Source organism: Streptomyces sp. NPDC006197 (assembly GCF_040613865.1).
Classification (GTDB): domain Bacteria; phylum Actinomycetota; class Actinomycetes; order Streptomycetales; family Streptomycetaceae; genus Streptomyces.
In genome coordinates this window covers 84,206-97,300 of sequence record NZ_JBEXSZ010000013.1, presented here as the reverse complement: position 1 = coordinate 97,300, position 13,095 = coordinate 84,206, and the positions used below count along the sequence as shown (strand labels likewise).

Here is a 13,095-nt window from a genome sequence, read left to right as displayed (position 1 = left end):
CGACCTGACCCCGCCGCGCGGAGTCGTCACCGTCTTCTCCGACATCTGGTGTTCCTTCGCGCACATCGCCATCCACCGGCTGCACGCCACCCAGGAGTCGATCTTCCCGGTGTCGTAGGCCGCGTTGTCCGTGACCCGCAGCTTCCACGTGCCGTTGGCGACCTCCGAGGAGGCGTTCACGCTGTACGTGGTGTTGATGTTGTCCGCGCTGCCGCCGGTGCCGAAGGCCTTCAGCGTGTACGCCGTGCCGTCGGGGGCGATCAGCTGGACCTGGAGGTCACCGATGTAGGTGTGGACGATGTTCACGGGCACCTGGAGGGCGGCGGGGGCGTTGCCCGTGACGCCGCTGACGGTGACCGGGGACTCGACGGTCGCGTTGTCGTTGATCGCGTAGTCCGTGGTGTTCTCGAACTTCGGGCCGGTGGGCGGCGGGGTGGTGCCGCCGCCGACGTACAGGAGCTTGTTCGGGGAGCCGGTGCCGGGGCTGGTGACGACGTTCGGAGTGGCGGCGGTCGTCAGGGCCGTGGAGACCTGCGCCGGGGTCGCCGTCGGGTTGCTCGCCAGGTAGAGGGCGGCGGCGCCGGCGACGTGCGGGGTCGCCATCGACGTACCGGAGATGGTGTTGGTGGCGGTGTCGCCGGTGCCCCAGGACGAGGTGATGGAGGAGCCCGGGGCGAAGAGGTCGAGGCCGCTGCCGTAGTTGGAGTAGCTGGCCTTGGCGTCGCTCGACGTGGTGGCGCCGACGGTGATGGCCTCGGCCACGCGCGCGGGCGAGTGGTTGGCGGCGTTGTCGGTCTCGTTGCCGGCGGCGACGGCGTAGGTGATGCCGGCGGCGATCGAGTTGCGGACGGCCTGGTCGAGGACGGAGTCGACGCCGCCGCCGAGGCTCATGTTGGCGACGGCAGGCTTGACGGCGTTCCGCGTGACCCAGTCGATGCCCGCGACGACCTGCTCGGTCGTGCCGGAGCCGGAGTTGTCGAGGACGCGGACGCCGACGATCTTCGCCTTCTTGGCGACGCCGTACGAGGTGCCCGCGACGGTGCCGGCGACGTGGGTGCCGTGGCCGTGGCCGTCCTGGGCGGTGTTGTCGTTGTCGATGGCGTCGTAGCCGTAGGAGGCGCGGCCGCCGAAGTCGGTGTGGGTGATGCGGACGCCGGTGTCGATGATGTACGCCGTGACGCCTTGGCCCGCGGGGTCCGGGTAGGTGTAGCTCTGGTTCAGCGGAAGGGCCCGCTGGTCGATCCGGTCCAGACCCCAGGAGGGCGGGGAGGGCTGGGTGCCGTCGATGTGGAAGACGCGGTTCTGGACGACGGACTTCACGGCCGGGTCGGCCGCCAGCTTCCGCGCCTGCGCCTCGGAGAGCTCGACGGAGTAGCCGTTGACCGCCGTGGTGAAGGTCCGCTTGATCTTCGCGCCGAACTTGGCGGCGACGGCCCGGCCCTTGGCGGTCTCCGCCTGCGCTGACTCGTCGAGGGTGACGATGTAGCTGCCCGGGACGGTGCCTTCGGCGCCGGCGTTCTCGATGACGCCTTCGGGGGCGGTCGGCGCGGCGGCCGCCGGGAGGGCGGTGAGGGAGCCGAGGGCGAGGGCGGCGACGGCGATGGCCGCGGCGGTGGCCGTCCGGCGACGCGGTGTACGCATCACTGACATGTGGGGGGTCCTCCTCGTGGGGGCAAGACAGGAGCACGACACAGCTACAGCATGGACATGTCAATACGACACGGGAGGCCCGCGCCGTCTCGAACGTCCGGCTGCCGAGCGAAAGATTGACCGATCCATAGGAATCTCACAAGGGCTCTCGCAGCTCCGCAACACCCGTGCCACACGCCTGACATGCTGCCCCTCATGACCGCTTACGAGTGCCCCCGCTGCCGGATCCAGTCCCCCACCGACGTCCTCACCTGGTGTTGTCCGCGGTGCCGCGGCCCCTGGGACCTCGCGTTCACGAGTGCGCCGGTCTCCCTCCCGTCACTCGCCTCACGCGTGAATTCATTGTGGCGTTACACGGAGGCACTGCCTCCGCTCCCGTACGGGCCCGAGGTGAGCCTCGGCGAGGGCCGCACACCGCTCGTCCACCTCAAGACGTCGGCCACCGGCTCGGTTTCGGCCAAACTCGACTTCCTCATGCCGACCCTGTCCTTCAAGGACCGGGGTGCCGTGATGCTCGCCGCGCACGCCCGCCGGCTGGAGCCCCGCACGGTCCTCGCCGACAGCAGCGGCAACGCGGGCACGGCGATCGCCGCGTACGGCGCGCGGGCCGGGCTCGACTGCGTCGTGTACGTCCCCGGGGGCACGTCCCCCAAGAAGCTGGAGCAGATCCGGGCCCACGGGGCCCGGGTCGTCGAGGTGCCCGGCGACCGCGAGGCGACGGCCCGGGCGGCGCGCGAGGCCGCCGACGAGCCGGGCGTCTTCTACGCCTCGCACGTGTACAACCCCTACTTCCTGCACGGCACCAAGACCTACGTCTACGAGCTGTGGGAGGAGCTCGGCGGGCGCCTCCCGGACACGATCGTCGTCCCCGTCGGCAACGGCACCCTGCTCCTCGGCGCTGCCCTCGCCCTCGACGAGCTGCACCGCCACGGCCTCGTCGACACCCGGCCCGCCCTGGTCGCCGTCCAGGCGGCGGCCGTGTCCCCGCTGGCCGAGGCCTTCCACGCGGGCGCGGAGGACCTCGCGCGGCCGGCCGCCGCCCGCCCCACCCTCGCCGAGGGCATCGCGATCCCGGCTCCGCCGCGCGCCCGCCAGATCCTGCGGGCGGTCCGCGCGACGGGCGGTACGTTCCTGACGGTGACGGAGGACCAGATCCGTACGGCGCAACGGGACCTGGCCCGTCGGGGCCTGTTCGTCGAGGCGACCGGCGTGGCCTGCTGGGCCGCGGTGAGCGCGGCCCAGCCCCGCCCCGGGCTCACGGTGGTGCCGCTGTGCGGGGCGGGCGTGAAGACGGGTCTTGCGGCGTGACGGATCAGAACTCGTCGGCGCCGTTGCGGAGCTCGTACGTCCAGTAGCCCGTCTTCGCGGCGGCCTCGTCGACCGCCAGGCCGCCGGCGGGGGCCTTGACGACGATGCTGCCCTCGGCCGGGCCCTCGGCGGCGAAGAGGTTCACGTTGAACTCGTTCACGACCTTGTTGTCCTCGTGGACGCCGCCGAGCGCGATCCGCACGTTCGCGTAGGCGGGCGCGCCGGGCTTCAGGACGATCGGCGCGGCCGGCTTGCTCTTCGCGACGGCCGGGACGTCCTTGGCGGTCTGGATCGGGCCGAAGGCGATGAGCGGGTACTCGAGCAGGGTGCACGAGCGGCCGGAGGTGTTGGTGGCGGTGAGGGTGATGCGCTCGGTCGGAACCTCGTCCGCCTTCGCCGCCGTGACCTTGATGTCGCCGTAGGCGCAGGCGGGGGCCGCGGCGGAGCTCTTACCGCCGGTGGAACCGGTGGAGCCGGTGCTTCCGGTGCTGGAGCCGGACGTGGAGCCACCGGTGGTGGACCCGGCCGTGGAGCCGCCGGTGGCCGAGCCGCCCGTGGAGCCCGAGCCGCTCTTCGCGGCGGTCTGGTCCGCCGTGCCGCCGCCGGCCGTGCCGTTGTCACCCGTACCGGCGGTGGACTGGGCGGAGCTCGCGCTCCCCGCGTCCTTGGCGCCCGTGGCGTCGTCCCCGCCGCCGCAGGCGGTCAGACCCAGCGAGAGGGCGGCGATGGCGGCGGCGGCCAGGACGGTGTGCTTGCGGTGGTTGCGCATGGTGGTTCTCCCCCGTTGACGCGGTCGGTCGGGGCGCACGCTCGGTGCGTGCGCCTCGCGGCACCGGTCCGTTCTCCCCGGTGCTGCATCCAGCTTCCCGGCCGGCGCTGCCGTCCCGCTTGCGTACCGCTAACGATTCGCTGTCAGCCGTGAGAGGCGCGCCGCCGCCCGCGCCGAACCCTCGGTGAAACCGGCCGCGTCGGCCGCGACGATCGCGCGTTCCAGCTGGTCGGCGGCCTCTTCGAGACGGCCGATACCGGCCAGCGCCTCGCCCAGGGTGATCTGCAGCGAGGCCCGGATGACCACCGCGTCGGGCGCGACCAGTTCCCCGGCGCGAAGGATGTGCGCGAGTGCCGCCTCGTACTCCTCCGCCTTCAGGCAGTGGCCCGCCAGGTGCTGGAGGGTCAGCACCTGGGTGGACGGGTGGCCGGTGCGGTCGGCGAGCGAGACGGCGTGCAGCATGAGCAGCCCGGCCCGCTCGTGCTCCCCGGTCGCGTCCAGGACGGCCGCGTAGTTGACGTAGGCGATCGCCTCGCTGATCGGATCGCCGGCCCGGGCGGCCAGCCCGGGCGCCTTCTCCAGGTGGACGAGCGCCTCGGCGTCCCGGCCCTCCTCGTGCAGGATCCAACCGAGCAGGGCACGCGCGCGTGACTGCGCGTCGAGGTCGCCGATCGCCTCGGCGGAGGCGAGCCCGGCCTCCAGCAGCGGCGTCCAGCCGTCGCCGATCCGCATGAGCATCAGCGGCCACGGGACGAGCGCGAGCCGCCAGGCCCGGTCGTGCATCCCGAGGGCGGCCGCGGCGGCGACGGCGCCCTCCAGGGCGGGCCGCTCGGCCGCGTACCAGTCGAGCGCCGCCGTACGGTCCTCGAACTCCCTCGTCGCGGCCGGCCGCCGGGCGTCGGCGGGCAGCGAGTAGCAGGGCTGCGAGCCGGGCTCGGCGGCGGCGTCGGCCGCGAGGCCCGTGTAGAGGTAGTGGTCGAGGAGCCGGGGCAGGCCCTCGGGGTCGGCCTGCGGGGCGAGATGGCGCGCGTAGAGGCGGACCAGGTCGTGCGGTGTCCAGCGGCCCGGAACGGCCTCGGTGAGCAGGTGCGCGGCGGCGAGCCGGTCCAGGTCGACGGAGGCCTGCCCGGGCGCCGTCCCGGCGAGCGCGCCCGCCGCGAACCGGTCCAGGTCGGAACCGGTGTGCAGGCCGATCGCGCGGAACATCCGGGCGGCGGACTCCGGCAGCTGCTGCACGGTGAGGCGCAGCGCGGCGGAGACGCCCCGGTCCTCCACGTCGAGCAGCGCCAACCGGCTCTGCTCGTCGGCGAGTTCGCCGACCATCGCGTCGAGCGTCCACTGCGGCCGCTCGGCCAGGCGGGCCGCCGTCACCCGGAGGGCGAGCGGCAGGCCGTCGCAGAGCCGGGCGAGCCGGGTGGCGGCGGCCGGTTCGGCGGCGACCCGCTCCTCGCCGAGCACGGTCGTGAGCAGGGCGGCCGAGGCGGCGGCCTTGAGGTGCCCGAGCGGCACGGGGCGGGCAGCGTCGGAGGCGATGAGACCGCCGAGCCGGTCGCGGCTGGTGACGAGGGTCGCGCAGTGGTCGCCGCCGGGCAGCAGCGGCCTGACCTGCTCAGAGGAGCGGGCGTTGTCGAGGACGACGAGCAGCCGGCGTCCGGCGGTGAGGGAGCGGAACAGCGCCCCTCGCGCGTCGACGGTCTCGGGGATCTTCTGCGGCGAGACGCCGAGGGCGAGCAGGAACTCCCGCAGGACGGCGGCCGTTTCGGGCGCCGGGGTGTCGCTGAAGCCGCGCAGGTCGGCGAAGAGCCGTCCGTCGGGGAAGTCGGCGCGCCGCTCGTAGGCCCAGTGGACGGCGAAGGCGGTCTTGCCGACGCCGGCCGGCCCGGTGACGAGGCAGACGGGACCGTCCCCGGCGCGCACGGCGCGGTCGAGCGCGGACAGCTCGGCCCCGCGGCCGGTGAAGCCGCGCGGCGCCCGTGGCAGGCCCTCCGGCGCCGGGGCCCTGACCTCGACGGCGGGACGGGGCACGGAGACGGGCGCGGCGGAGCGGAGCAGCGTCGCGTACGCCTCGCTGAGGGTCTCTCCGGGGTCGACGCCCAACTCCTCGGCGAGCAGCCGCCGGGTCCGGTGGTACCAGTCGATCGCGTCCGACTGCCGGCCGGAGCGGGCGAGCGCCAGCATCAGCGCGGCGGCCAGGGACTCCCGCAGCGGGTGGGCGACGGCCTCGGTACGCAGGACGGCGGCGGCCCTGCCGTGCTCGCCGAGCTGCCCGTACGCCTCCGCCAGCGCCTCCACCGACGCGAGCCGCATCTCCTCCAGGCCGCTCGCCGCGGCTTCGAGGGGCCTGCTGTGCACGGTGCCGGTGAGCGCGGGCCCCTGCCAGTACGACAGCGCCTCCCGCAGCATCCGCACCGCGTCGGCGGGCCGGCGCTGGACACCGGCGAGCCCGACGAGCTCCTCGAACCGGTGGGCGTCGACGAGCGACTCCGGCATCCGCAGCACATAAGCGGACCCCTGCGTCGCGAGCTCGACCCCGTACGCCTCGGCCCCGTGCTCGGCGAGCAGCGCCCGCAGCCGCGAGACGTGCCCCTGGAGGACGGTCTTGGCGTGCGTGGGCGGCTCCTCCTCCCACAGGGCGTCGATCAACTGGCCGACGTTCACGGCACTGTTTGGCCGCAGCAGAAGCATGGCCAGCAGACTGGACCGCTTGGCGGGCCCCAAGGCTACGTCCCTGTCCTCCGTCACCAACGCGACGGAGCCGAGCAGCCGGAACTCCACCTGTATACCTCCGCGATCCCTCTCCCCCGTTTTCCGAGGAATCGAGGATACGTGGGCGGGAGGACCCCCCGCGCCGAGGCGGGACGGCACACCGCCACCACCGGGTGGCCTTGCTCACACCGCGTGCCGCTGCGGTTTCGTACGGCCGGCCATGGCAGGCGGAGCGAACCGCGCCTTCGCCGTGTACGCGTGAGCACGTCTGTCATGTCATCGGCCTCATCCGCGGGCGCGGAACCGCAGTCCGGGCCGTGGCGATGGTCTGGGCCAACTCGTCGACCCTGGCTGCGAGCGCGGGGTACGGGAGGGAGAGGTCCAGGACATGACGGTGGATGGTGACGGCGCCTCCTGGGACCGGGATGCGTATGCGCGTGCCGTCCGTGTCTCCGGCTGCGGACACGAGGTGCCCCTCGGGCAATCCGAAGCAGGTGCAGTACGCCAGCATCTGGTACAAGTTCTCCCGCTTGACCCCCTCCTGATATTTTGCGTCGACGACGATGGCCGGGTGGAAGCCGCCGCCGGTCGCCGGGAGGCGGTGCACCAGATCGGGCAGCAGCACGTGCTCGTTGCGGTCGTCGAGGTGATGGGTACGCGGCTGGGGCTGGCTGCGTCCGCCGGTGTGCCGTTCCAGGGCGGCGCCGAGCGCGTTCGCGAGGAAGTCCTCGAAGACCTTCTCCATGTTGAACAACATGCCGTCCACACTTACCTGGCGCCGCCCGTCCGCGTATTCGAACGAGGCACCCCGCAGCACGATCTCGGCGAATCGCAGCGCGGGGAGGTATCGGGCGTTCAGCCGGTTCGGCGTCCAGGCGGCGACAGGGGCACCGGGCGGGGGCGCTGTCACACCCTCCTGTTCCAGAAGGGCGTCCAGTCGGCGGAGTCTGGCCCTCACGTCTTGTGGAACGTCCGACAGGCGCGCCAATCGGCGGACCGCGCCGAGCAGAAGCTGGTTCTCCGGGATGTCCGGGGTGTGCTCGTCGTACGTGATCTCCAGGGGCAGGGCCAGTCCCGGGCGGCGGCGGAGTTGGGCTGCGGCCCGGAGCCTCCCGCGCAGCATCATCGCGGTGTCCTCACTGCTGCGGTAACCGGCCAGCGGGCCGGGGCGCAAGGCCCGCTCGGCGGCTCGGGTGAAGAGGTGCGCGACAGCGGGGAACAGTTCGTGCCTGACAGCGGCGTCGACGGGAGCGGGCTGCCGGCGCAGCCGTTTGTCCTGGGCATGGGCCAGCAGGTACAGCAGCCGGTCGACGGAGACCTTGGGGGCGATGCGCAGCATGACGACGCCGTCGCCCTGGCCGAGTCTGACAGCGCCGACGGTCCGCTTGGCCTTGACCTCCCAACGGATTCCGTCCCGCCGGCCCCTGGCGGGGCGGATCTCGACGAGCTTCCGGGCGTCCTCGGTGCTGAGGGTGTCGACCTGGGCGTCGGTCAGGAAGTGGGGTTTCCAGCCACCGCCTTCTGTGATGTCGGTGGGGAAGAGGGTTCGCCTGCGCGCTGCGGTACCCCCGGCCGCGGTCCAGGCGTGCGGGGGCGGAGGTGTCCCGGGCACCGTCGTCCGACCGACGCGACGTGTTCCGTCCAGGGGATCGCGCGGGTCGGGGACGACCGGAGTGCCAGGGCCCTCCGGAGTCCGAGACGATGGCAAAACCGTCCTGCCCGTCGCTGTCGTCCGGGCAGTCCTCGCGTCGTCCCCCGCAGTGGTCACTCGGTGGCTCCCGGGGCCGCCGGAGGTCTGTTCAGGGGGGCGGTGGGCGATGCACCGTCCGTGGTCACGGATTCATCGAGGGCCGCCCCCACCGCAAAAAGACCGGTCTCCTCCCTGAGTGCGTCCAACCCGTATTCCGCCTCCACGTCCACGTCGTCGCCCCAGTGGAGTTCCGCGAGCAACGGGAGAATCTGGTGCCGCCAGACACGGGCCAGTCCCTTGGGATGGGTGTGTACAGCGGTCCGCATGAAGGAGGAGGGGCCGATCCGGAAGTCCCGGTCGTCCAACCGAGCCCGTGCGATGCGGTCGTTGAGCGCGTCGAGCAGGACCGCGGCGTCGCCCGGGAGCTGCTTCCGGGCAAGCCAGTCGGCCAGGAAGAACTTCGCCGGCTCCTTGGCCGGATGCAGTTCCATGAAGGAGAAACGCCGGCGCATGGCCGCGTCCATGAGGGCGATGGAGCGGTCGGTGGTGTTCATCGTGCCGATGATGACCAGGTTGCGCGGCAGCTGGAAGCGGCGGCCCTTGTCCGAGCCGTACAGCAGGTGCACGAACTCCTTGCGGTATTCGAGCAGGAAGTACAGCTCCCCGAAGATCTTGGCGAGGTGGCCCCGGTTGATCTCGTCGATGACCAGGACGAATGTCTCGCCCGGGCTCTTCTCGGCGTCCTCGGCGAGTGTCTTGAGCGGTCCGGGCACCAAGTCGAACACGATGCCCGAGCCCGCGTCCGACAACCCCTTGTCGGACGATCCGCCCTGGGCACGGCCGTGCTCTCCCCCTGCCCCCTTCGCTCCCCTGGTGTCCTCCGCGACAAGGCGAACGGCACGCGGGCGAAACCCTTCGAAGAAGTCCTCGTATGAGTAGGCGGGATGGAACTGCACCAGCCGGACGTTGGCCGATCGTCCGCCTGTGAGGTGGCGGGCCAGGGCGAGCGCAGTGTAGGTCTTCCCGGTTCCCGGCGGGCCGTGGAGGATCAACTGGGGCCGGTCACGCAGGAGTTCCACGCAGTCCTGGAGCCACTCCGGGTCCCGCATGGTCAGCTCGTCGGCCAGCTCCTTGGTGGCGTCCGGCAGCTCGGCGGCTGCCACCGAGCCGCTCGGGGTCCGCCCGGGGTCCTCGTCGAGGAGGACTTCCAGGTCGGCTGTGAACTCGGACAGTTCGAGCAGGCCGGCATTCGGATTGCCCAGCGGGCCGGCCAGCGGCTCGGGGAGGTCGTCCAGCGTCAGCGGGCTGTCGAGGTTGGTCCACTCCACGGGCCGTTGCAGGACGGTTCCGTCACCGGTGACGATCTGTGCCGCCTCCCCCCTGACCTCGCCGAGATAGATCCGCTCACCGTCAGTCGTGATGACGATGTCGTCCTCGCGCATCAGGGAAAGGAAGGCGTGGAAGGCGGTCGCGGTATCGGTTCGGCGGGCCTGGCTGAGGTCGGAGTAGTACGTCTCGACGATTTCGCCGACCTCCTCCGGCCCCGCCCCGGGCCCGAGCGTGGGGAGGCGGTCCGCCGAGAGGGTGCAAACGCCCTTGTGCTGCCACAGGGAGCGGATGAGGGGCGTCCCCTTCGGATCTGCGCCACGAATAAGCCAGGCACGGCGGGGTGGCACAGCCTGCGGGGTCTCGGTGCTCTCTTTGGCCACCTTTTCGCGGAGCTCGCCCTCGGCCACCTTCCGGTCCAGGCGTGCCCGCACTGTTTGCCCACCGGAGGCCGCAACGTCGCAGACCCGGTTCTCCTCCAGCTGCGAGCGCCACTCGTCGCGCTCGTCGTCGGTCAGCCGCAGCTGTTCGGGCACCTCGCCGTCAGGGCCCAGGGCGAGGTACCAGCCTTGGGGGCGGCTGCTCTGGATCCAGGCCCGCAGCGGCTCCTCCTCCAGGCCGACCGCTGCCGCCAGGTCGGCGATCGGCACCCAGCGGTTGTCGTCGGGCAGGGTCTCCAGAACCTCGGCCGCCAAGGTGAAGGACGCCCGCTCGGCACTCCAGTACGCGTAGCGCTGATGGGCTTGCCTGAGGAGTTCGTCCCGGTCGTCCTCGTAGTCGATGAACGCCTGGCGCCCGGACGCGGTCAGCTTCCAGGTGCGTTCCGCCTTGCGCAGCCAGCCTGCCTTGACGAGGTTGATGCTCTCGTACCGCAACTGCGTCCGGGCGGTGGTGGCAAGGTCGGGGAACGCCGTCTCCCAGTCCTTCTTCAGGCCTGGGTCCTCCTCCAGCACCCGCATCCACACCGAAGCGAACTTCAGCCCCTGCCCCGACGCCAACCGCGCCAGCACCTTCATGGCAGCGTGCACGGCACGTGCGTGCAGCTCCGAGACGTTGGTCACGGCGTCCCCCTTGCCCCCTGTGTGCCTCTTGCCGGGGTCGCCGAGCCGATCAACCCCCGCGCCCCCAACATAACCACCCCACAGGCAGGGTGACGGCGGGGACAAGGCCTGATGCCACGCCGGGTATTCCAGCGCCGTCCCGGTACGGGAAAGAGCCGGGGGGCCGACTCCAATGAGTCGACCCCCTCCTGACCTGCTTATTTGGCAAAATCGACGTGCCGGACTGTTCGACGGGGAGGGGGCGAGCTGGAGCTCGAGGCGTTGCTCCGGTGGGCGCCACGTCCCGCCGTGGCTCAGTCCGCCACCGGTTCGTACACGGACTCCGGCCGCGCACGGCCGACTTCCGTGACGCTCAGCACGTTGATGAGCTTGTCGAGTTGCCTGGTCACCTGCTCCAGCGGTGTGTCGTCCGCGTCGACCACGAGGGTGATATGGGAGAAGCCATCCCCCTCGGCCGGGACGACGGCGAGGGAGTCGATGTTGAAGCCGCGCCGGCTGAAGAGGGCGGTGACCCGGGTGAGCGCGCTGGGCTTGTCCTCGACGAGGACCGACAATGTGTGTCTGCTCATGAGTCGTCGCTCTCCCACCTCGGAGTCATGTCTCGGGCGATCTTGATGTCGTCGTTGCTGGTCCCGGCGGGGACCATGGGCCAGACCATGGCGTCCTCGTGGACCACGAAGTCGATGACCACCGGCACGTCGTTGATCTCCATTGCCTTGGCGATCGTGTCGTCCACGTCCTCGGGCCGTGTGCACCGCAGACTGACGCAGCCGTAGGCTTCCGCCAGCTTCACGAAGTCGGGGACGCGCTGGGCCGTCTTCAGATCGGAGTTGGAGTACCGCTGGTCGTAGAAGAGCGACTGCCACTGGCGGATCATGCCGAGGTTGCCGTTGTTGATGACCGCGACCTTGATCGGCACACCTTCGAGCGTGCAGGTGGCCAGCTCCTGATTGGTCATCTGGAAGCAGCCGTCTCCGTCGATCGCCCAGACCACCGTGTCCGGCCGCCCCATCTTGGCGCCCATCGCGGCGGGCACGGCGAACCCCATCGTGCCCAGGCCGCCGGAGGTGATGAAGGCGCCGGGCTTCTCGAAGCCGATGAAATGGGACGCCCACATCTGGTGCTGGCCGACGCCGGCCACGTAGAGGGCGTCCGGCCCGACGACGGAGCTGAGCCTTTCCAGGACGTACTGCGGAGCCAGCGAGCCGTCCGCGAAGTCCTCGTACCCCAGCGGGTAGGTCTCCTTCAGCCTGTCCAGCAGCGCACGCCACTCGGCGTAGTCACCGGGGTGGTCGATCGCGTGGACGAGGGCGTCGATGACCTCCTTGCAGTCCCCCACGATCGGTACGTCCGCCGTCCGGTTCTTGGAGATCTCCGCCGGGTCGATGTCCGCGTGGATGACCTTGGCCCGCGGTGCGAACGACGACAGCTGCCCGGTGACCCGGTCGTCGAAGCGCACGCCCAGGGCGATGAGCAGGTCCGCCTTCTGCAGGGCGCCCACCGCCGAGACGCTGCCGTGCATGCCGGGCATCCCCATGTGGAGCGGGTGGCTGTCGGGGAAGGTGCCCCTGGCCATCAGCGTGGTGACGACCGGAATGCCGGTCAGCTCCGCCAGGCGGAGCAGTTCCGCCGAGGCACCGGCCTTGTGCACGCCGCCGCCGACGTACAGCACCGGGCACTCGGCCTCGGAGATCAGCTTGGCCGCTTCCTGGATCTGCTTGGCGTGCGGCCGGGTGACCGGCCGGTAGCCCGGCAGGTGCGTCGTCGGCTCCCAGTGGAATGCGGTGTCGGCCTGCAACGCGTCCTTGGTGATGTCGACCAGTACCGGACCGGGACGGCCGCTGGAGGCGATGTGGAAGGCTTCCGCGATGGTGCGCGCGATGTCGTCGGCGTCGGTCACCAGGAAGTTGTGCTTGGTGATCGGAAGGGTGATGCCGCAGATGTCGGCTTCCTGGAAGGCGTCCGTGCCGATCATGCTGCCCGGCACCTGACCGGTGATGGCGACCATCGGGACGGAGTCCATGTACGCGTCGGCGATCGGAGTCACCAGATTGGTGGCGCCCGGGCCGGAGGTGGCCATGCAGACACCGACCTTGCCGGTGGCCTGGGCGTACCCTTCCGCGGCGTGTCCGGCGCCCTGCTCGTGCCGAACCAGCACGTGACGGAGCTTGGTCGAGTCGTGGAGCGGATCGTAGGCGGGGAGGATACAGCCGCCCGGATATCCGAACACGGTGTCGACTCCGACGTGCTCCAAAGCCCTGATCAGAGCTTGAGCACCTGTCATCTGTTCGGTCATCTGCTCGTTCCTGTTGGCTTGGCTCGAATGCTGGGCGTGCCCGCTGACCCGAGTCGGGTGAGAGGAGGACGCCCGTTCGCAAGACTGATTCGAAGGGCAGCGCGCAGAATTCAGCAGTCGGACGGTAAGTCCGGAAGTACTACAAGATGGCGCGCAAAGAGCGGTGTCGGGTGACGACTACGCGCTCGGCGGCTCCGAGGGACCAGAACTCACGTCGGAGCAGAGCGAATCCGTTCGTGACGGCTCAAGCAATTCCTCGCGGTAAACCACGGGAATGCGAGGCTTCAGC

General features: G+C 71.1%; 7 protein-coding genes and 1 pseudogene. 1 reads left to right on the top strand and 7 read right to left on the bottom strand.

The features are described from left to right. Nucleotides 1-1,650, bottom strand: a 1,650-nt coding sequence (locus tag ABZ318_RS06610) for a S8 family serine peptidase (protein ID WP_356901398.1), incomplete at its 3' end; no start/stop codon positions are given. A 183-nt stretch (nt 1,651-1,833) separates the two neighbouring features. Between ABZ318_RS06610 and ABZ318_RS06605 the strand changes: the two genes are divergently transcribed. Further along, nucleotides 1,834-2,958 carry a threonine synthase gene (locus tag ABZ318_RS06605; RefSeq protein WP_356901397.1) on the top strand — a complete coding sequence of 375 codons (1,125 nt, stop codon included), beginning with the start codon at nt 1,834-1,836 and terminating at the stop codon, nt 2,956-2,958. 4 nt (nt 2,959-2,962) lie between these two features. Here ABZ318_RS06605 and ABZ318_RS06600 read toward each other — a convergent pair whose 3' ends face one another. From ABZ318_RS06600 to ABZ318_RS06575, 6 genes and pseudogenes are all read right to left on the bottom strand, one after another. Further along, nucleotides 2,963-3,727: a DUF4232 domain-containing protein gene (locus ABZ318_RS06600; protein WP_356901396.1), complete on the bottom strand. Its 765-nt coding sequence runs from the start codon at nt 3,725-3,727 to the stop codon at nt 2,963-2,965. A 129-nt stretch (nt 3,728-3,856) separates the two neighbouring features. Further along, entirely contained in the window at nt 3,857-6,502 is a 2,646-nt protein-coding gene (locus tag ABZ318_RS06595; RefSeq protein WP_356901395.1) for a BTAD domain-containing putative transcriptional regulator, read from the bottom strand. 202 nt (nt 6,503-6,704) lie between these two features. Beyond that, nucleotides 6,705-8,045, bottom strand: a complete 1,341-nt coding sequence (locus ABZ318_RS06590) for a restriction endonuclease (protein WP_356901394.1) — start codon at nt 8,043-8,045, stop codon at nt 6,705-6,707. A gap of 152 nt (nt 8,046-8,197) precedes the next feature. Next, complete coding sequence (locus ABZ318_RS06585) at nt 8,198-10,510, bottom strand: AAA family ATPase (protein ID WP_356901393.1); 2,313 nt, start codon at nt 10,508-10,510, stop codon at nt 8,198-8,200. 338 nt (nt 10,511-10,848) lie between these two features. Continuing rightward, nucleotides 10,849-11,079, bottom strand: a pseudogene (ilvN, locus tag ABZ318_RS06580) (acetolactate synthase small subunit); the annotation flags it as partial. Then, nucleotides 11,076-12,806 carry an acetolactate synthase large subunit gene (locus tag ABZ318_RS06575; protein ID WP_356901392.1) on the bottom strand — a complete coding sequence of 577 codons (1,731 nt, stop codon included), beginning with the start codon at nt 12,804-12,806 and terminating at the stop codon, nt 11,076-11,078. The pseudogene ilvN and the gene ABZ318_RS06575, both read right to left, overlap by 4 nt. Nucleotides 12,807-13,095: the final 289 nt, after the last annotated feature.

What these genes read in the sequence shown, in the direction of transcription:
- ABZ318_RS06605 (WP_356901397.1), top strand. Translation starts at nt 1,834, where the DNA reads ATGCTGCCCCTCATGACCGCTTACGAGTGCCCCCGCTGCCGGATCCAG.
- ABZ318_RS06600 (WP_356901396.1), bottom strand. Translation starts at nt 3,727, where the DNA reads ATGCGCAACCACCGCAAGCACACCGTCCTGGCCGCCGCCGCCATCGCC.
- ABZ318_RS06575 (WP_356901392.1), bottom strand. Translation starts at nt 12,806, where the DNA reads ATGACCGAACAGATGACAGGTGCTCAAGCTCTGATCAGGGCTTTGGAG.